Source organism: Sneathiella sp. (genome assembly GCF_002694385.1).
Classification (GTDB): Bacteria; Pseudomonadota; Alphaproteobacteria; order Sneathiellales; family Sneathiellaceae; genus Sneathiella.
The window spans coordinates 639532-658502 of record NZ_NZMB01000012.1; the positions used below are offsets into that span (position 1 = coordinate 639532).

Sequence of the window (18971 nt, forward strand, 5' to 3'; positions counted from 1 at the left end):
AAAAATCCCGGAGATTCGGTTGAACCTCCGGGACATCATCGGCGATATGGAGGGCAGTCTTACGCCACTTCGAAAAGACCGGCGGCGCCCATGCCGCCACCAATACACATGGTGACAACCACATATTTGGCACCGCGGCGCTTGCCTTCGATGAGGGCGTGGCCCGTCATCCGGGCACCGGACATACCGTAGGGATGCCCGATGGAAATGGCACCGCCATTGACATTCAGCAGTTCGTTTGGAATGCCGAGCTTGTCACGGCAGTAGAGAACCTGCACGGCGAAAGCCTCATTCAGTTCCCAAAGGCCGATGTCATCCATCTTGAGGCCATGACGTTGCAGCAGCTTCGGCACGGCAAAAACCGGGCCGATGCCCATTTCATCAGGTTCGCACCCGGCCACGACAAGGCCGCGATAGATGCCGAGAGGCTCAATATTCCGCTGTTCGGCGAGTTTGCTGTCCATGATCACACATGCAGACGCGCCATCGGAAAGCTGGCTGGCGTTGCCGGCCGTAATAAAGCAGTCCTCGCCCATCACCGGTTTCAGCGAGGAAAGCCCTTCAAGGGTCGTGCTCGGCCGGTTGCCTTCGTCCTGGGTGAGGGTGACGTCCTCATACATCACCTTGCCGGTTTCCTTGTTTTCGATCGCTTTGCTTGTCGTCATGGGGACGATTTCCTGGTCGAAACGCCCGGCCTCCTGCCCGGCGGCGGTGCGCATCTGGCTCTGGTAGCTGTATTCATCCATCGCCTCGCGGGTGATGCCATAGCGGGTCGCGACCGTCTCCGCCGTTTTCAGCATCGGATCATAAATCGCGGGTTTGTTGGCCATCAGCCAGTCGCTTTTGGAGCGATAGCGGTTGGCATGCTCATTCTGGACAAGGCTGATGCTTTCCATGCCGCCCGCGACCATGACGGGCACCTTGTCGACGAGGACGCGCTGCGCTGCCATGGAAATTGTCTGTAGGCCTGAGGAGCAGAAGCGATTGACTGTCGTACCTGAGGTGGTGACCGGCAGACCGGCGGTGAGCAGCGCTTGCCGGGCGATATTGCCGCCCATGGCGCCTTCCGGGTTGGCGGCGCCGATGATCACGTCTTCCACCTCGGCGGGATCAATGCCCGCACGGGCGACAGCATGTTTGATGACATGTCCGCCCATGTCCGCCCCATGCGTGTTGTTGAAGGCGCCGCGATAGGCTTTGCCGATGGGTGTTCTTGCGGTTGATACGATTACGGCGTCTGCCATGAGTTTTCTCCTCGATGTTTTTATTTATGCTCCCGTGCCGATCATTATGACCGGAAAATTCCCGCAATTCTATAGCCAGCTTCGACGGATGAAAAGACGGATTCTCTGTCTTTCTCAATATGAAGAAAGGCCGCGCCTTACAGATTTACAGGATTTCCAGAACGGATTCCGGCGGGCGGCCAATCCGGGCCTTGCCATTGGCGAAAACAATCGGCCGTTCGATCAGTTTCGGATGATCAGCCATTGCCTGGATGAGGTCGGCATCGCTGAGCGATGCGTCGGCGAGATTGTTTTCCTTGTATTCCGCCTCGCCTTTGCGCATCAGTTCGCGGGGCTTCATATCGAGCAGATTGAGGATTTCCTGCAGGCGTTCCTTGCTGGGCGGTGTCACAAGATATTCGGTGATGGTGGGATCTATCCCCTTTTCCTGCAGCAGGGCGAGTGTCTGGCGTGATTTGCTGCAACGGGGATTGTGGAAAATTTCAACGGACATTCTTTTACCTCCATCAGCGGGACTGGTTTCCTGGTTGTCTTTTAATAGCCCAGTCTTTTATCTGAGGCTAGCCGCCCTATATGTGATGGGCGTCATCAGCTTTGCAATTGATGGCTTGCCTGCCGGGCGCGAATTGAATATTTATCCGGCATGACATCTCATATCATAACTCAAAGCGATACCGATAAAACCGGCCTTGCCTTGCGGATCGTTCATAAAATCGGTTTCGGTAACTGGCGTGGTTTCCTTACGCTGCTGTGGAAGGAAATTCACCGGTTCTTGAAAGTGCCACTCCAGACGATTCTGGCGCCAATGATGACGACGGTCCTGTTCCTGGCGATTTTCTCGCTCGCGTTCGGCGGAAGCGGCCGTTATGTGGGCAGTGTGAGCTATGAAAATTTTCTGGCGCCGGGACTGATCATGATGGCGGTGATCCAGAATGCGTTTGCCAATACGTCTTCCTCGATCCTGATCTCGAAGATACAGGGCAATATTGTCGATATCCTGATGCCGCCCCTGTCGGCAACGGAGCTAACTCTCGCCTTTGTTCTGTCGGGTGTTGCGCGCGGGATCAGTGTCGCGCTGGTCGTCGGGATTGCGATCTGGCCATTTGTCGATATCACGGTGCATTCATGGCCCGTTATCATTTATTATATCGTCGGATCCGGCCTTATGCTGTCGTTGCTGGGCATTATTGCCGGCATTATTTCCGAAAAGTTTGATCATATGGCGGCGGTCACGAACTTCATCATCATGCCGCTTTCTTTTTTGTCAGGGACCTTCTATTCCATCGAACGGCTGACCGGCATCTGGTATCAGATCAGCCATCTGAACCCATTTTTCTATATGATTGACGGGTTCCGATACGGCTTTATCGGAACATCGGACAGCGCCGTATGGGTGGGGGCGACGCTCATCGCCGGGATCGACATCCTGCTCTATATTTTCGTGTGGGTGCTGATAAAAAGCGGATATCGGCTGAAAGCCTGAAAATATCAGTCAGATGATAAGAGATTGATTGACAGGAACCGGTCTCCTGTCAATACTTCCGCGCTTTCTGGTATCGGAAATCGGCTATTGGCCTTTTTTATTTTTCGTGGAGAAAGCATATGATTCCCGCACTCTTATCGAATTATGCTCCTGCTGACCTTGCCTTTGAAAAAGGGGAGGGGATGTATCTTTACGGGAATGACGGCCGACGATACCTCGACTTTGCGGCCGGTATTGCGGTGAGCGCCCTTGGTCATGCGCATCCGCGGCTTGTGGCCGCACTGGTAGAGCAGGCGAACAAGGTCTGGCATGTGTCCAACCTGTTCCGTATCCCGGGGCAGGAGGAGCTGGCGAAAAAGCTGGTGGACGCCACATTTGCCGATGCGGCCTATTTTTGTAATTCCGGGCTGGAAGCCAATGAGGCGGCCATCAAGATGGTGCGAAAATATTTCAGCTTTACCGGCCATCCGGAAAAATACCGGATCATCACTTTTGAAAATTCCTTTCACGGGCGCTCCCTTGCCACCATCGCGGCGGCGGGACAGCAAAAGCTGCTGGAAGGGTTTGGTCCGGTCATGGAAGGATTCGATCATGTCCCCGTCGGGGATATCGAAAAGGTGAAAGCGGCCATAACCGATGAGACGGCGGCTATTATGATCGAGCCTGTGCTTGGCGAAGGCGGCATTCAGGTGGTGGCGCCCGAGTTTATGCGGGCACTCCGCAAGCTATGTGATGAGCATGATCTGTTGCTTGTGCTGGATGAAATTCAAACCGGGATGGGGCGAACCGGCAAATTGTTCGCCTATGAACATGCGGGCATCACCCCGGACATCCTGTCCTCGGCTAAAGCGCTGGGCGGTGGCTTTCCCGTGGGCGCTTGTCTTGCCGTTGAGAAGGTGGCGAAGGCGATGACGGTCGGCAGTCATGGCTCCACCTATGGCGGTAATCCGCTGGCTATGGCCGTTGCGAACGCGGTTGTCGATGTCATGACGGAAGAAGGTTTTCTCGATCATGTTGCCGAGATGGGCAATCATCTCAAGCAGGGGCTGGCGGGCGCCGTTGACAGGCACCCCGAAGTTCTGGAGGAAGTGCGCGGCATCGGGCTGCACATTGGCCTTAAATGCAAGGTTGAGAATACGCTGCTGCTCAACAAGCTGCTCGAAAAAGGTGTCCTGACGGCGAAGGGCGGAGACAATGTGATCCGTCTTCTCCCGCCGCTCATTATTGAAGATACCGAGATTTCGGAGTTTATCAGCCGTCTCGATGAAGCCTGCACGGAGCTGGAAAATGGCTAAACCTTTGCATTTTCTCGATCTGAACGAGCTGTCGAACTCTGATCTGCGGCATATTATAGATGACGGAATCGCCCTCAAGGCATCCCGCAAGGGATTGCCCAAAGGCACGGTGGATCCCGAAACACCGCTTGCGGGTTATACCCTTGCGACGATTTTCGAATTTCCGTCCACACGCACGCGGGTATCCTTCGATATGGCCATGCGCCAGCTCGGCGGGCATACCATTGTTCTGAATGGCAATGACATGCAGCTTGGCCGCGGCGAGACGATTGCCGATACGGCGCGCGTCCTGTCGCGTTATGTGGATGCCATCATGATCCGGACTGATGACCATGCGAAGCTGCTGGAGCTGGCGGAAAATGCGACGGTGCCGGTCATCAACGGCCTGACCAATGACAGCCATCCCTGTCAGCTGATGGCCGATGTCATGACGTTCGAGGAGCATCGCGGTCCGATCCGGGGCAAGGTGGTGACCTGGTGCGGGGATGGCAACAATATGGTGACATCCTGGATTCATGCGGCCGGGCAGTTCGGCTTCGAATTTCGCGTTGCCTGTCCGGAGGAACTGGCGCCCGATCCGGCGGCGCTGGCCTGGGCGCGGGAAACGGGCGCGCGTGTTCATGTGATGCGGGACGCGGCCGAAGCGGTTGAAGGCGCCAATTGCGTGGTGGCCGATACCTGGGTCTCCATGGGGGATGATGCAGCCAATCGCCATAATATTTTGACGCCTTATCAGGTTGATAGCAAGTTGATGGCGCGCGCCTCCCGTGATGCCATTTTCATGCATTGCCTCCCCGCCCATCGGGGAGAGGAGGCAACGGCGGAAGTCATGGATGGCCCGCAATCCGTCATTTTCGATGAAGCGGAAAACCGTCTGCATGCGCAAAAAGCCGTGCTGCGCTGGTGCCTCGGCGCATAGGCTTTCTGACAGAAGCAAAGGAAACCAAATGGCCGAGACTGGTCAGAAAATCATGACGGACAATCTGATACAGCCGTTTCAGATGGCGAAATCAGGCGTCCGCGGGCGCGTCGTGCGGATGGGGAGTGTGGTTGACACCATTCTTAACCGGCACGGCTACCCCGATGCGGTCGCCCGATTTCTGGGGGAAGGGCTTGTGCTGGCGGCGATGCTGGGCGGGGCGCTCAAATTCGACGGGATATTCACGGTTCAGACCAAAGGCGACGGCCCAATCAATATGATCGCGGCCGACATGACGACGCCCGGGAATATGCGTGGATACGCATCCTTTGACGAAGGATTGATCGAAAGACTTGCTGGCGGGAACAGCAAGCGCGATGTCGTGACCTATCTTGGCACGGGCTATATCGCCTTCACGATTGATGCGGGCACGGATCGTAAGCGTTACCAGGGGATTGTCGAACTGGAAGGCGACAATCTTGCCGAATGTATGGAAAATTATTTCGACAGGTCGGAGCAGATTGAAACGCTGCTGCGGGTCTCTGTTGACAAGGTGGATGGGAAATGGCGCGCAGGGGGACTGATGATCCAGCGCCTGCCCGATGAGAGTGCGGCCGAGATCAGCCAGGATATCGAGGATGAAAACTGGCGCAACGCACAGGCGCTCGCCCGTACCGTCACGGCGGAAGAGCTGACAAGCGGTGTTCTGAAATCAGCGGAGCTGCTGTACAGGATTTTCCATGAAGACGGAGTGTGGCTCTATGATCCGCAGGCGCTGGAGGATCAATGCAGTTGCAGCGCGGAGAGGGTTAAAACGACGCTGAAAACCTTCGCCGGGGATGATCTGGAGGAAATGGCGACGGAGGGCGTGATCACGGCCGATTGCCAGTTCTGCTCCAGCAAATATGAAATACATCTGAAAGACCTGGCCTGACACGGAATTGAACCGCTTGCGTGAAGGAGAGGGTTGTCTTTCCGCCTTGGCCCGTAATAGAGTATGCCGGTTCCATTCCCTGAAAAGGTTTAGCAACATGGCAGGCATACGGCGTTTTCTGACAGTGGTTTCCCTGATAATGGCAGGCGTTCTGACCGGCTGCGTGGAGGCGCCGCCCACGCCGTCTTATCCGGATATTACTTTTAAGCATCTGCGTCCGTTATATCTTGATGTGGGGGAAATCCGGATTGTGGATGAATTTCGCCCGCCTCTGCAACGGCCGCATGTTGAACATGAATTGCCGGTTTCCATCAACCAGTCCATTCGCAACTGGGTTCAGGATCGTTTGCAGACCACCGGGAACAGCGGCGCGGTCGCCATCGTCACCATCAAGGATGCCAGCGCCGTTGAAAAAGAGCTTTCGAAGGAAACAGGTCTGAAAGGGCTGGTTACCAAAAGCCAGTCGGAGCTGTACGAATTCCACGCGCTTGTTGAAATCAAGATAAACGAGATTTCCGGCTCTTCCGCCGTCGTTACGGCAGAGGCTACCCGCAGCAAATCAGTGCCGGAGGGGATCACGCTGAATGAGCGTGAGAAAATGTATTATACGCAGGTGGAGGCTCTGATGCGGGCTTTTGACCAGGAGTTGGAAAAGAATATTCGGGCCTTTATGGGAGCTTATTTGCGATAGCCGGTATCGGGGCCTGCCCGGCTTTCCATCCGGCAAGGGCAGTTCCGATCTTGTTCGTCCCTTAATTTATCCTAGCCTATGTCCATTCATACGATTGACCCAATTTAATGACAGAATCCGGAATATCCACATCTGACAGGATGGTTGAGGTTGCAGGCCACCTCTTTGCGGAGCGCGGTTTTGGGGCTGTCTCAACCCGCGAAATTGCGAAGGCGGCCTCGGTGAACCTGTCGGCAATCTCCTATCATTTCGACAATAAGGAAGGGCTTTACCGGGCGGTATTCGAAAAAATTATCCGCGATCTGAAACCGCTGCGCCGGGATCTTGCGCTATTGCTGGAGCACCGGCTGGCGTCGGCCGACAGTAATCATATGGCTTATGCAGATATCATCCGGGAGTTTATCTCCCGCCTCATCGGCGAGACGTTACCATCGGAAGGCCGCTGGCGAATACGGCTTATCCTGCGGGAAATAGACAAGCCGGGTGAGTGTTTTCCGGTGATTATGGAGGGGCACATCAATGTCGTACACGACCTGCTGGTCATCCTGCTCGCCAGATATCGAGGAGAGGCGAGCACACAGGAAACGATTCGTCTCGAAGCCTCCGCCATCCTGATGTTTTGCCTGCAACAGGGCGCCGGGCTTGCGGTGATAAAAGCGCGGCTGGGTTGGCAGGAAATCGGGCCGGAGGAAGCACAGAAGGTGAAAGATGCCGCCATACGGCTGGTGCTTGGATCACTCGGCCTTCCGAGGCCTGCACCTTTCCCGAAATAGAGGATCAGCGCAGCCAGAAGCGGCGCGAGAAAAGCACCAGTACCGTAAAGAGTTCCAGCCGTCCCAGCAGCATGGCGAGGGACATCATCCATTTGGCGGGATCGGAAAGTGACTGGAAATTCCCGGAAGGCCCGACAATTTCCCCGAGCCCCGGCCCGACATTGGTGATGGCGGTTCCGGCGCTTGACAGGGCGGTCACGAAATCAAGGCCGGTCAGGCTGAGACCAATCGTGATCAGGCCAAAGATTGTCAGAAATAGGAAGATGAAACTCGCGACCGAGGTAATGGTTTCATCCGGCAGGGGGCGGCCATTATAGCGTGGTATGAATATGCCATTGGGGCGAATGATCTGCATCAGACGGCAACGTAATGTTTCGACAACAATCTGAACACGGAAAACCTTGATGCTGCAGGAGGCGGACCCGGCACAGCCTCCGATAAACATCAGGAAGAAGAAACCCGCCATCGCGAATCCGCCCCAGGTGCTGTAATCCACCGTGGCGAATCCGGTTCCCGTTATGACGGATGTGACACTGAAGGTCGCCTGGCGTAAGGCGTCCCAGAACGGTGTTTCATTACGGAAAATCTGCCAGCAGACCATTATGAAAATACTGAACAGGATGAGCGACAGAAACCAGCGGATCTGGCTGTCCATCAGGAAGCTGCCCGGCTTGCCCTTGACGAAATGCAGGTACATCAGGAAAGGCATGGCGCCCATGATCATGAAAACGACCATGATGCTTTCCACCAGCGGGTTATCGAACAACCCGGCTGATTTGTCGGAAGTGGAAAAGCCGCCGGTCGAGATGGTGGTCATGGCGTGATTGACGGCTTCAAACAGGCTCATGCCCGCCGCCCACAGAGCAAGCACGCAAATCATGCTGAGGGTGAGATAGATATAACCGATGGCCTTGACGATATCACCGACGCGCGGCAGCATTTTTTCCGATGAAGCGTCGGATGACTCCATCCGGAAAAGCTGCATGCCGCCGACGCGTAGCAGCGGCAGGATGGAAATCGCCATGACGATAATGCCGATCCCGCCGAACCATTGCAGTAACGAGCGCCAGAGCAGGATGCCGGGCGGGGTGTTGTCAAGTCCGCTCAGGATCGTGGCACCGGTGGTTGTCAGCCCGGACATGGTTTCAAAAAACGCATCGGTGAAGGAAATGTCGAGATTGCCGAACATCAGTGGCAGGGCAGCGGCGGCGGGCATGACAATCCATGCGGCAGTTGTCAGAATGAAGGCCTGCCTGCGGTCCAGCAGCAGGCCGCCACCGCGATTGGAGAGATACAGACCGCCGCCAATGAACAGAAGTATTGCCGCCGAGATGAGAAAGACCTGCCAGTCCGTGTTGCCGGCTATCAGATCAACAGCAGCAGGAATCAGCATTGCCCCGCCGACGAATACGAGCAGAATGCCAAGGATGGTGAGGATCAGGCGAAAGTTGATCACGAGCGGGTAATCTTCAGCCTTTGTCGATAAAGGAGAGCAGTTCTCTGCGGGTGATATCCGAGCGTCTGAATACGCCGAGCATGGTGCTGGTCACCATGGTGACGCCATCCTTATGCACGCCCCGCGTTGTCATGCACTGATGCGCGCTTTCGATAATGACGGCAACGCCCTTGGGTTGCAGGGCCCGTTCGATTGTTTCCGCAATCTGCCGCGTGAGCTTTTCCTGGATTTGCAGGCGCTTTGCATAGGCGTCCACCACCCGCGCAAGCTTGGAAATGCCGACGACCCGATTGCTCGGCATATAGGCGACATGGGCGACGCCGATGATCGGAACCATATGATGCTCGCAATAGCTTTCAACGCGGATATCCTTAAGGACAACCATTTCGTCATAGCCGTTTACCTCTTCGAAGGTGCGTGCGAGATAGGCGTCAGGGTCTTCATTGTAACCCGCAAAAAATTCAAGGTAGGAGCGGACAACCCGGTCAGGCGTGCCGCGCAGACCTTCCCGCGCCGGATCATCTCCCGCCCAGCGGATCAGGGTACGGACAGCGTCTTCCGCCTCTGCCTTGGTCGGACGGTCCTTTGCCGGAGTGCCGGGGTGAGTGTGCTTGTTCATGAGACCTGCTTCCTAACATGTGATGCGCCGCGGATCAGTGAAGAGATGAGATAGCGCCGGGGCTGTCCAGTGAAAAGGCGGGAATATCAACGGAGAAAAAAGCGCCCGCTTCTTCCTCCATATCATAGCTGCCGACCATAATGCCGGAAGGCGTCGATAGAGGCGTTCCACTGGTATATTCATATGATTCACCGGGAGCGAGAACGGGCTGTTCGCCCACAACGCCTTCCCCATCAACTGTTTCCGTGTGGCCTTTGGCGTCCGTGATGCGCCAGTGACGGTATCTGAGGGTGACCGTTTGCGCCCCCTGATTTTCAATTTTGACCTGATAGGCCCAGACATACAGGCCGTCTTCCGGGCGAGAGCGATCCTGGAGATAAATGGGAGTTACCGATACCCGAATATTCCGGGTCGTCTTGCTGTAGATGCCGGATGCCATCATCTTATTTCCTTCCGCGACCTGCCCGACGGGCCGGGTATTCCCTGAATATTGCGCCAAGGGACGATTTTGTCCAGTAAATCGGACAGGTCTTTGCGCCAATCACCGGATGGTTGATTGGTTTCTATATGACGCTCAACCGGCCTTCCGGTTGAGCGCATATCCGAGGTCGTCAATGAGATCATCCGCATCTTCAAGGCCGACCGACAGCCGCACCATGCTTTCGGTGATCCCCAGTTCCAGCTTTGTCGCGTCGCTGACGCTGGAATGGGTCGTTGTCGTCGGGTGGGTCAGCAGAGATTTCGCATCACCGAGATTGTTGCTGATGTCAATCAGCGACAGGCCGTTGATAAAGGCAAATGTATCTTCCTGATTACCGGCGATCTCGAAGGCGATGAGGGAACCGCCCCGCGACATTTGCGCTTTTGCCAGGGCGTGCTGCGGATGACTTTCGAGGCCGGGATAGATGACCTTGGCCACAGCGGGATGAGACGCAAGAAAAGCCGCAACCTTTTCCGCATTGTCACAATGCTTCTGGACCCGCAGATCAAGCGTTTCCAGACCTTTGAGGAGAGTCCAGGCGTTGAAGGGGCTGAGCGCCGGGCCTGTATGCTTGAGATAGGGGGCGAGGGTATCCTCGACAAATTCTTCCGAGCCCAGAATAATACCGCCGAGACAGCGGCCCTGCCCGTCAATATGTTTGGTGGCGGAATAAACGACAATATCGGCGCCAAGGGAAAGCGGATGTTGCAACACCGGCGTTGCAAAGACATTATCAACAATCACCTTTGCCCCAACCTTGTGCGCCAGATCGGAAATGGCGGCGATATCCATGATTTCGAGGGACGGGTTTGAGGGGGTTTCAAAAAAGACGCAGGCCGTCTTCTCCGTAAGCGCGTTTTTCCACTGATCAATATCGGTGCCGTCGATAAGGGTGATATTGATGCCAAAGCGCGGCAGAATGGTCTCGATAATATAAAGACAGGAACCAAACAGCGCCTTCGGCGCGACCACATGATCCCCCGCCTTGAGTTGTGACATCAGCGCGCCGTTGACGGCGGCCATGCCGCTGGCCGTCGCGCGGGCGGCTTCGGCGCCTTCTTCAAGAAGGATCATCCGCTCTTCAAACATCGAAAGGGTTGGATTGGCGTAGCGGGAGTAGATGAACCCCTCATTCTCTCCCTTGAAACGACCGGCGGCCTGCTCGGCGCTGTCATAGACAAAGCCGGAATTGATATAAATGGCTTCGCTTGTCTCGTTGAATTGGGATCGTCTGGTTCCGCCGCGGACCAATTTTGTTGCGGTCCGGTATTCTTTCGCGCTTCCCTGCGCTGCTTTTCTATCCGTCATGTCATCACCTTCGAGGCATAAAAAAACCCCGACCATAGATCAGGGTTCCTGCGAGCCCCGACCTTTTAGCGTTTCTTTTACGTGGCCGCAAGCCGGTCGGCACAAATCACCACGGCAAAATAATTATCCCTCCCCTTTCGGGCTGTCAAGATTTTCTGTTGCGGAGACTAGTGACTTTCTGTACTTAAACGGAAGGCGCGCGGGCGTAGCTCAATGGCAGAGCAGAAGCTTCCCAAGCTTACGANGAGGGTTCGATTCCCTTCGCCCGCTCCAGCTCCCGCCCGGTGGCGCTATTCTTTTCCAACCATNTCTTCCGGCCGGACCCAGTCGTCAAACTGTTCCGATGTCAATAGCTTGAGGGCGATGGCGGCGTCTTTCAGGCTGCTGTTATCCGCANAGGCCTTCTTGGCGATNTTGGCGGCATTATCATANCCGATATGNGGNTTNAGNGCGGTNACCAGCATCAGGGATTGNGCCATCAACTCATTGATCCGNGCGCGATTTNCCTCAATCCCGACGACACAATTGTCNGTGAAACTGAGAGCGGCATCGCCCAGCAGACGAATGGATTGCAGGACATTATAGATAATCACCGGCTTGAAGGCGTTCAGNTCAAAATGACCATTGGANCCGGCNACAGTGACGGTGACNTGATTTCCCATTACCTGCGCGGCAACCTGGGTCAGGGCNTCGCNCTGGGTNGGATTGANCTTGCCCGGCATGATGGAGGAGCCGGGCTCGTTTGCCGGCAGGATCAGCTCNCCNAGNCCGCTGCGNGGNCCGCTGGCCAGNAAGCGGATATCATTGNCGATTTTCATCAGGCTGGCCGCGATGACNTTGAGCGCNCCGGACAGTTCCACCAGCGCATCATGGGCGGCNATNGCTTCAAACTTGTTTTNCGCGCTGGTAAAGGGCAGGCCGGTCAGCTTGACGATGTTGGTGATGAATGTTTCTGCAAACCCGGGCGCGGCATTCAGTCCGGTGCCGANGGCGGTGCCNCCTTGNGCCAGCTCCATNACCCGTGGCAGGCANTCCTTGAGNCGTGNCATGGCAAGATCAACCTGCCGGGCATAGCCGGAGAATTCCTGACCGAGNGTGACGGGCACNGCGTCCTGNGTATGGGTGCGGCCGATCTTCACGATATCATCGAAGGCATCCACCTTCACCATCAGCGCCTGATGCAGATGGTTGAGGGCGGGGAGNAGATGATGACTTGTCTGTTCCGCCGCGGCGATGGACATNGCGGTNGGAAANCTGTCGTTGGAGCTTTGCCCCATNTTGACNTGATCNTTNGGATGAANGGGNTTTTTNCTGCCGAGNGGNGNNCCCAGTATTTCGTTGGCGCGATTGGCAATCACNTCATTNGCATTCATGTTGCTCTGCGTTCCCGATCCGGTCTGCCAGATGACGAGGGGGAAGTGNTCAATCAGATCCCCTTTGATCACNTCNTCGGCNGCCANCAGAATGGCATCCNCNAGCTTAGGNTCCAGCTTGCCNAGCATCTGGTTNCTGAGAGCCGCCGCCTTTTTCTGNAGCCCNANNGCGCGNATCAGGGNGNNGGGNAGNNTTTCNCCNCCGATCNTGAANTTTTCNAGNGATCGNTCNGTCTGCGCGCCCCAGTANCGATCGGCNGGGACGGCNANNTCGCCCATNGTNTCNGTTTCAATNCGTGTCTCGGNCATTTCATCATCTCCTTTTGAACATCAGCCGGAAAAGATTTNGGTCATGACATTCCGTAAAACAGGACGGCTTGCAGAAGCAAGTATATGGCGATGGCGATCAGAAAGAGATTGAGCGTGCGNTCGGCCGCCTTNCCCATNTCNTTCAGTTTTTTTGCAAACAGGATNCGCGCGATAAACAGGACGGCAAANAGNAGNGAGAGGATTTTCAGAATCATTCGGCCGCCGCAGAAATCTNNCNATCTGATTGAGATTTNCTTTCCNCCATCGGGATATAGNCCGNAATATCGTTCCCGNCNCGCGATTTGGCGTCATACATCTGGTTNTCGGCAATATCGACAAGGGCGGACCAGTCGGCNACGTTGACGCTCTGNCGGTCAACAATACCGAAGCTGGCGGTCACCATCTGGCCATCGGGCCGCGNGCCGAGCCCGATGTTACGCAGCCGCCGGATGGATTTTACCGCTCCTGCGGCGTCCGTGTTGGGAAGCAGGATCACAAATTCCTCCCCGCCCCAGCGGATAACGACATCGGATCCGCGGGCATTGCGGCGAATATTGGAGGCGGCGGTTGCCAGCACCCTGTCACCCGCTTCATGCCCGTATCGGTCATTGATCGCCTTGAAATTGTCGAGGTCAATGAAAACGATGGAAAAGGGCGTGTTCTGGCGTTTTGAAATGCGGAACTGCACATCGATGATTTCTTCTCCGCTGTTGCGGCTATAGGTCCCCGTCAGGCTGTCGATGGAAGCCTGATCGACAAGCAGGGAGATGTAGAGATGCTGACTGATCGCACCGAAGGTACACAGAAACCCCGTTGCACCGAGTGTGAGCAGGATGCCGAGGCGTTGCTGCGGATTGGCGCTTTCCGGCATCAGGATAAGGATCAGCATCTGAATCACGAAAAGCAGGACAAGGGTGAGCACGGCTTCCTTCACGGTAAGAGGGAAGGCGGCGATGCAGGCGAAGATAAGGAATGGGAAGAGGGCATAGCCGGCGGCGGCCAGGCTGGTGACGCCAAAGATATCCATGACATCCAGCAGGGGCTGATACATGGCCTGGAAGGCCAGCAGGATGGCAAAAAAGATGCCGAGGGCGCGATAGGCGTCCCGCAATGTTTCCCCGTTACCGATGCCGAAATAAAGGGCAAGGAAGAGGACCGAAATCAGCCCACGCGTAATGCCGAGCGTGTGATAGCTTTCGCTGTCGAATGTCAGGATATCCAGCAGATATCCGAGGGGGAAGGCAAAAACGCAGAGCAGACTCAGAAACCGCACCCGTGACAGAATAACCCTTGCCCGGCGGCGTTTCAAAAGCGGGGAGTGGCTTTGGGTCGAGAACAACCGCTCCAGCCCCTCTATGGACAGCGACTGTCGCCCCCCGCCTGAAAATACGTCATATAAATAGACCAGCATGGATGCCCACCCCCGATGCGGCAAACCCGTTGCCTTCTTCATAACAAATTATCCCGGGGATAGGTATTTTTTTCGCTTTTCCGGCGGCGGGCATCACGTTGGGTGGTTTATCGGGGCCGGTTGATAAAGGCGCCCATCATGCGGCCCGGTTCGTCACTTTCATAGGCGCGGGCGAAGGCATCAATACCCATCTGGATACCGTCTTCCAGGGCATTGTTCTCCCAGTCATTGCAAAGCTGTTTCTGAATGGCCATGGCATTGCGGCCGCCTTCCAGAATCTCCTCAATTGCCGTTTCGGTGGCGGCATCAAGCGCCTCATCTTCGCAAAGCCGCTGCACCAGCCCGGCGGTGTAGGCTTCCTCTGCATTGATGCTGCGTCCGGTCATGACGAGATCGCGGGCGAGATTGAGGCCGAGAATTTTCGGGAGCAATGCGGCTTCAACGACCGACGGAATGCCAACCCGCACCTCCGGCATGGCGAAAGAGGCGGATTTACCGGCGACAACGATATCGCAGGCGGCCGCGAGTTCCATTCCGGCGCCGAGGCAGAAGCCATTGACGCGCGCAATGACCGGCGCATGGAAAAACCGCGCCTTGTGGCAGGTCATATGGATGCTGGTGATAAACTCGCGGGCAGATTCCGGATCGAGTCCGGCCATCAGGTTGATGTCTGCACCACCAATGAAGCTTTTGTTGCCGGCACCGGTAATGACAAGCACGGCAATGTCCTTGTCTTCATCGAGGCGGTCCATTGTTTCAGCAAACTCTTTTATCACCGCCGTGTTCAATGTATTCAGCTTGCGCTGGTTATCGATGGCAAGGCGTGCAACCTTGCCATGCGCTCTTTCTTCGATTTCGGTGAGAATAAAATTCGCCATTGTTTTCTCCGCTATTATTATTACTTTACAACTAAAGGGATGGCTCTTTATGGCAGGAAGAATTGCAACCGTCATCCCTTGAAATGAGCAGCGGGACGAAAAGATGTTTATTCAGACAAAGCCAGGTGAAAATTCAACGGAGCTGGAGTTCTTGCCGGCGAATGCCGTGTATGAAAACGGCCCGCTTTACGTTTCAGCCGAGGAGGCGCCCGATGTCTCTCCGCTTGCTGCGCGGCTTTATGATATTGACGGTGTGGCGTCTGTCACATTGCAGGAGCAGAGTATCCTGATTAGCAAGTCTGACTCACGGGACTGGTCATCCTTGCGCACAGAAATTTTTGGAGCGATTGTCGCGCATTTTCAAAGTGGAGAAGACGCCGTGGCAGCAGACGCCGGAGTGGCGGGCGAATTTGATAGCGAAATCATTGATCAGGTGAAAGACCTGCTGGCAACGCGGATTGTCCCTGCGGTCACCCAGTCGGGCGGCGATGTCGCGTTTCACAGCTATAAGAATGGCAAGCTGTATCTGAAATTCCAGGGCTCCGCCTTTACCATGCTGACCGGCATTCAGAATATGCTGCGCCATTANATTCCCGAAATCACGGCGGTTCTCGATTACCGNGAAAGCCTGCCGAAACCGGGNCTGAAAACGCCGGAAGGGGTGGCCATTCAGAAACTGCTGGAGGAGCGNATCAATCCGTCGATTGCCGCCCATGGCGGACGCATCACTCTTGTTGATNTGCAGAATGACCGNGCCTATGTGCGGCTTGANGGCGGGTGCCAGGGNTGCGGNATGGCCGATGTNACNCTGAAACAGGGCGTTGCCGTTGAAATTCAGAATCTGGTNCCNTCNATCACCGAAGTGCTGGANATCACGGATCATGCGGATGGCACGAACCCTTACTATCAGCCGTCGNGATAGNTTGCCGGTTATCCGAGCCGGAATATGGTNACCGGGTCAACGCGGCCNTTGAGACGGTAATCCCCGATTTTTTGGGCNGNNACNNCNGGATTGGCGTGATGGGTNGCNTCTGTCATNANAATCACGACNTCGTCTGANGGNTCNTCCCCCAGATTCTTGCCATANTGNTCCATCCGCTGGGCGATGTTGACGGTATCGCCCACGACAGTGTAGTTGAGCCGTCCGGGCGAGCCGATATTGCCNACGACCAGCGGCCCNGTATGGATGCCGATNCGCATGTGGAGATNTGGCAGCCCAGCAGCCTGCTTTTCCCGGTTGTCCGCAAGGATTGCCTGCTTGATGGCGAGAGCGGCNCGACAGGCGCGGGCGGCATGATCTTCCTGTATTTCCGGCGCCCCCCAAAAGGCCATGACGGCATCGCCGATGAATTTGTCNACNGTTCCGCCTTCCTTTTCGATGCAGGAGGTGACGAGCCGGAAATGGTGATTGAGAAAATTCGCAACGTCNTCTGAGNCCATATGCTCGGCCTGCGGTGTGAATCCGACGATATCNGTAAACATGACCGTNACNACNCGTTGTTCNGAACGCGCCTCGCCGCTTTCCATCANCTTGTGCACCAGTGATTTCGGCACATAGGTTTCAAACCATGTCAGCCCCCGCAACATACGGTTATAGGCGGCGTTGGCTTCATTNACCTCCTTGAACCGGCTGCGGGACAGCGGTTTTACNTGNCTGAAATCAAGCTTGGATATCTGCCGGGAAGCTTCCGACAAGGCCAGGATNGGCTTCGATATCCGCCGTCCCATCATAATGGCGAAAAAGGCGCTGAGCAGCATNATGGCGAGCCCGGCGATACCGGCCAGGAAAAGNCGTTTGAACTCAGCCGAAATATCATCATTGAGAATCCANTACCCGACNGTGAANGGCCNGTCTGCATATCCATCCAGATGCCGGTANATNAAGATATATTGCTTGCCGNCCTGATCNAGATGCAGGCTGTTGAATTTGTCCTGNTTGCTCANAATATCGAATTTGCGGATGTCNCCGGACCAGATATTNTTNAGCACCGGNTCGTCAATATCCTCCAGTTTNGGCACAACATTTTCTGTNCTGAGGNTNGTGGGTTTTTCCNTTTCNCCCTGNTGNGTNAATACCCGGTCAAGNCCATAAAGAATAAANCGCTTCCCGTCGGCNAGGACGGGGGCNGTCGCCATGCGGGNATTGACCGANGAGANGGCAATGGTGGCGATGATNGCACCGAGAAACGATCCGTCCCGGANGACGGGCTGACGAAAATTGAGCACNGTGTTGTCGAGCGTCGGCACATAGACNAGCGGCCCCCAGCTTCCTTCNGCNTTTTGNGCAAGCTCTCCGATNGCCGNAACGGCGACNGGNTCGTTGCTTTCATCCATGGTGATGATGCTGTGGGTTTCCCGACTNGCGGCCGTTACCTGNAAANNCGACGTCACATAGGTNAGNGAGGTNATTTGCGGCGTNCCGGCNACGGCGCCNAGCAGGAANTCGGNGAGCTGTTNGGAATTNTCGGTATCGAGTTTNCNGTCGCGGATCANCTCGGCCATGTAGCGGGNCTGAAAGGCGGCGGGATTGAGCAGGTCACGCAGGTCGTTTTCTGCCGCTTCCATGGCCGTNCCGGCTTTGTCGATCAGCAGATCGCGCGTGTTTGTTATTCCGGAAACCAGNGTGATTCCNAGGACGATAACNACAGTGATCACGACAAGCGTTCCGAAAGTGACCGCAAGGACGGTCGCAATNGGCAGGGATCTCACNGTTTTTTCAGGNGGGGATGATATCGGCGNGCTCCTGTCNTCTCGNATATAGNNGACCGGATAGCATGAGANGGGATTTCATTCAAAGNCTAAGCGACNGGATCAGTAGACAAAAGATGACAAGCAGGCCATACTNCNGCGATGAATCTGGTCGTCGCGTTTGAAGCAATTCTATTTGTNTGCTGCCTGATCTCTCTCAATCTGGCGCGTCAGGCCTTTTTTCCCGNCAGCCTGTTCTGGGCGTTTGGGGCTATNGCCATGGGCGCGATGGCGCTGCTGGGCGGNTTCAAATATGCCGGTTATAGCGCGNTNGAGGCNCATTTCACCCTGGCGCGGCATTTTGCGATGTCGATNGGTCTCGCCGCTTTTACNCTGGGNGCTGTGGCGGGGCTTTTCGCTAATTTTTTCATGCGGTTTTACTGGGTTATCCTGCTGATGGTCATGGTGGCNCTGTCAATCCTGCTGATGCTGGATTATGGGCGGTTTCCGCAGAATGTNCAGCTCGCCCTGATCGGAGTTATATTNCTTGTCGGTCTTGTCCGGCTGTTCTCTTCCGTTCTGCTTGCCGTATATCTGCTGCTGTCCGTTGCCTGTCTGGTTGCGTCGCAATATGCGGTCCGCTGGCTGTCGGTCAATACGGGCATGGAAGACATCAATATCTATCTGGTGCTTCTGTCGCTTGCCGTGGTGTCATTTGGATTGTCGGCGGCGCGCGATGAGTGGGAATAACATTGAATTTGACGGCAGGCCGTGCCGTCAATTGCGACCTGATTGTGAGGAACTCAATGGCTGAAACAATCTCAAAGACAGATAAGGAACTGTTCGTTGTATTCGGGGGCAAGGTCGCCGATACACGGGGCAAGGATTTTACCAATCTCAAGGGGATGGATGTACGGGGCTTTTTCAATACCTACCAGGACGCCCTCGCCGCGTGGCGTGCCGCAAGCCAGATGCAAGTGGATGACGCCTTTACAAAATATGTGATCGTCCGCCTCTGGTAGGAAATCTGCACGGCCGGAGGCCTTTCCTCGACAGTAATTTTGCACATCCTGCAAAGATAGCGTAGTCTGGCGCACATACAACGATAA

18 protein-coding genes, 1 tRNA gene and 1 riboswitch are annotated in these 18971 nt (G+C 55.5%); of the genes, 9 read left to right on the forward strand and 10 right to left on the reverse strand.

The window, feature by feature from the left end:
- Nucleotides 1-59: 59 nt before the first annotated feature.
- A complete protein-coding gene (locus tag CMN55_RS09730; RefSeq protein WP_293949598.1) occupies nt 60-1244 on the reverse strand; it encodes an acetyl-CoA C-acyltransferase in 1185 nt (394 codons plus the stop codon).
- 145 nt (nt 1245-1389) lie between these two features.
- A complete protein-coding gene (gene arsC / locus CMN55_RS09735) occupies nt 1390-1737 on the reverse strand; it encodes an arsenate reductase (glutaredoxin) (RefSeq protein WP_293949599.1) in 348 nt (115 codons plus the stop codon).
- Nucleotides 1738-1887: 150 nt separating this feature from the next.
- On the opposite strand from arsC, the gene CMN55_RS09740 reads away from it, so the two are divergent.
- The 6 genes from CMN55_RS09740 to CMN55_RS09765 all read left to right on the forward strand — a co-directional run bounded on the left by CMN55_RS09740 (nt 1888) and on the right by CMN55_RS09765 (nt 7339).
- Nucleotides 1888-2727, forward strand: coding sequence for an ABC transporter permease (locus CMN55_RS09740; protein ID WP_293949600.1), 840 nt, complete (start codon nt 1888-1890; stop codon nt 2725-2727).
- A 119-nt stretch (nt 2728-2846) separates the two neighbouring features.
- Nucleotides 2847-4022 carry an aspartate aminotransferase family protein gene (locus tag CMN55_RS09745; protein ID WP_293949601.1) on the forward strand — a complete coding sequence of 392 codons (1176 nt, stop codon included), beginning with the start codon at nt 2847-2849 and terminating at the stop codon, nt 4020-4022.
- Complete coding sequence (argF, locus tag CMN55_RS09750; RefSeq protein ID WP_293949602.1) at nt 4015-4941, forward strand: ornithine carbamoyltransferase; 927 nt, start codon at nt 4015-4017, stop codon at nt 4939-4941. The genes CMN55_RS09745 and argF overlap by 8 nt, the downstream gene beginning before the upstream one ends.
- A gap of 28 nt (nt 4942-4969) precedes the next feature.
- Entirely contained in the window at nt 4970-5875 is a 906-nt protein-coding gene (hslO, locus tag CMN55_RS09755; RefSeq protein WP_293949603.1) for an Hsp33 family molecular chaperone HslO, read from the forward strand.
- A gap of 97 nt (nt 5876-5972) precedes the next feature.
- Entirely contained in the window at nt 5973-6566 is a 594-nt protein-coding gene (locus CMN55_RS09760; protein ID WP_293949604.1) for a hypothetical protein, read from the forward strand.
- A 107-nt stretch (nt 6567-6673) separates the two neighbouring features.
- Complete coding sequence (locus CMN55_RS09765) at nt 6674-7339, forward strand: CerR family C-terminal domain-containing protein (protein ID WP_293949605.1); 666 nt, start codon at nt 6674-6676, stop codon at nt 7337-7339.
- A gap of 4 nt (nt 7340-7343) precedes the next feature.
- Here CMN55_RS09765 and CMN55_RS09770 read toward each other — a convergent pair whose 3' ends face one another.
- From CMN55_RS09770 to metZ, 4 genes are all read right to left on the reverse strand, one after another.
- Nucleotides 7344-8795 carry a TrkH family potassium uptake protein gene (locus CMN55_RS09770; RefSeq protein ID WP_293949606.1) on the reverse strand — a complete coding sequence of 484 codons (1452 nt, stop codon included), beginning with the start codon at nt 8793-8795 and terminating at the stop codon, nt 7344-7346.
- A 13-nt stretch (nt 8796-8808) separates the two neighbouring features.
- Nucleotides 8809-9414 carry a GTP cyclohydrolase I FolE gene (folE, locus tag CMN55_RS09775; protein WP_293949607.1) on the reverse strand — a complete coding sequence of 202 codons (606 nt, stop codon included), beginning with the start codon at nt 9412-9414 and terminating at the stop codon, nt 8809-8811.
- Between the two features lie 34 nt (nt 9415-9448).
- The gene (apaG, locus tag CMN55_RS09780) at nt 9449-9841 is read right to left on the reverse strand and encodes a Co2+/Mg2+ efflux protein ApaG (RefSeq protein WP_366932021.1); all 393 of its coding nucleotides are present in this window, start codon (nt 9839-9841) and stop codon (nt 9449-9451) included.
- A gap of 147 nt (nt 9842-9988) precedes the next feature.
- The gene (gene metZ, locus CMN55_RS09785) at nt 9989-11203 is read right to left on the reverse strand and encodes an O-succinylhomoserine sulfhydrylase (RefSeq protein WP_293949609.1); all 1215 of its coding nucleotides are present in this window, start codon (nt 11201-11203) and stop codon (nt 9989-9991) included.
- Nucleotides 11204-11248: 45 nt separating this feature from the next.
- Nucleotides 11249-11326: riboswitch (SAM riboswitch) on the reverse strand.
- 76 nt (nt 11327-11402) lie between these two features.
- On the opposite strand from metZ, the gene CMN55_RS09790 reads away from it, so the two are divergent.
- Nucleotides 11403-11476: transfer RNA gene (locus tag CMN55_RS09790), tRNA-Gly, on the forward strand.
- A 17-nt stretch (nt 11477-11493) separates the two neighbouring features.
- On the opposite strand, the gene fumC is transcribed toward CMN55_RS09790, so the two are convergent.
- The 3 genes from fumC to CMN55_RS09805 form a co-directional block, all read right to left on the reverse strand.
- Nucleotides 11494-12885 carry a class II fumarate hydratase gene (fumC, locus tag CMN55_RS09795; protein WP_293949610.1) on the reverse strand — a complete coding sequence of 464 codons (1392 nt, stop codon included), beginning with the start codon at nt 12883-12885 and terminating at the stop codon, nt 11494-11496.
- Between the two features lie 211 nt (nt 12886-13096).
- Nucleotides 13097-14338 (reverse strand): GGDEF domain-containing protein, encoded by a 1242-nt coding sequence (locus CMN55_RS09800; RefSeq protein WP_293949611.1) that lies wholly within the window; start codon nt 14336-14338, stop codon nt 13097-13099.
- A gap of 65 nt (nt 14339-14403) precedes the next feature.
- Entirely contained in the window at nt 14404-15174 is a 771-nt protein-coding gene (locus CMN55_RS09805) for an enoyl-CoA hydratase (RefSeq protein ID WP_293949612.1), read from the reverse strand.
- Nucleotides 15175-15277: 103 nt separating this feature from the next.
- Here CMN55_RS09805 and CMN55_RS09810 point away from each other — a divergent pair, with 103 nt between their 5' ends.
- Complete coding sequence (locus tag CMN55_RS09810; protein ID WP_293949613.1) at nt 15278-16096, forward strand: NifU family protein; 819 nt, start codon at nt 15278-15280, stop codon at nt 16094-16096.
- A gap of 8 nt (nt 16097-16104) precedes the next feature.
- Here CMN55_RS09810 and CMN55_RS17205 read toward each other — a convergent pair whose 3' ends face one another.
- A complete protein-coding gene (locus CMN55_RS17205) occupies nt 16105-17739 on the reverse strand; it encodes an adenylate/guanylate cyclase domain-containing protein (protein WP_366932000.1) in 1635 nt (544 codons plus the stop codon).
- Nucleotides 17740-18668: 929 nt separating this feature from the next.
- On the opposite strand from CMN55_RS17205, the gene CMN55_RS09815 reads away from it, so the two are divergent.
- Nucleotides 18669-18884: a DUF4170 domain-containing protein gene (locus tag CMN55_RS09815; protein ID WP_293949614.1), complete on the forward strand. Its 216-nt coding sequence runs from the start codon at nt 18669-18671 to the stop codon at nt 18882-18884.
- The last annotated feature ends 87 nt before the right edge of the window (nt 18885-18971 follow it).

What these genes read in the sequence shown, in the direction of transcription:
- CMN55_RS09730 (WP_293949598.1), bottom strand. Translation starts at nt 1,244, where the DNA reads ATGGCAGACGCCGTAATCGTATCAACCGCAAGAACACCCATCGGCAAA.
- arsC (WP_293949599.1), bottom strand. Translation starts at nt 1,737, where the DNA reads ATGTCCGTTGAAATTTTCCACAATCCCCGTTGCAGCAAATCACGCCAG.
- CMN55_RS09740 (WP_293949600.1), top strand. Translation starts at nt 1,888, where the DNA reads ATGACATCTCATATCATAACTCAAAGCGATACCGATAAAACCGGCCTT.
- CMN55_RS09745 (WP_293949601.1), top strand. Translation starts at nt 2,847, where the DNA reads ATGATTCCCGCACTCTTATCGAATTATGCTCCTGCTGACCTTGCCTTT.
- argF (WP_293949602.1), top strand. Translation starts at nt 4,015, where the DNA reads ATGGCTAAACCTTTGCATTTTCTCGATCTGAACGAGCTGTCGAACTCT.
- hslO (WP_293949603.1), top strand. Translation starts at nt 4,970, where the DNA reads ATGGCCGAGACTGGTCAGAAAATCATGACGGACAATCTGATACAGCCG.
- CMN55_RS09760 (WP_293949604.1), top strand. Translation starts at nt 5,973, where the DNA reads ATGGCAGGCATACGGCGTTTTCTGACAGTGGTTTCCCTGATAATGGCA.
- CMN55_RS09765 (WP_293949605.1), top strand. Translation starts at nt 6,674, where the DNA reads ATGACAGAATCCGGAATATCCACATCTGACAGGATGGTTGAGGTTGCA.
- folE (WP_293949607.1), bottom strand. Translation starts at nt 9,414, where the DNA reads ATGAACAAGCACACTCACCCCGGCACTCCGGCAAAGGACCGTCCGACC.
- metZ (WP_293949609.1), bottom strand. Translation starts at nt 11,203, where the DNA reads ATGACGGATAGAAAAGCAGCGCAGGGAAGCGCGAAAGAATACCGGACC.
- CMN55_RS09805 (WP_293949612.1), bottom strand. Translation starts at nt 15,174, where the DNA reads ATGGCGAATTTTATTCTCACCGAAATCGAAGAAAGAGCGCATGGCAAG.
- CMN55_RS09815 (WP_293949614.1), top strand. Translation starts at nt 18,669, where the DNA reads ATGGCTGAAACAATCTCAAAGACAGATAAGGAACTGTTCGTTGTATTC.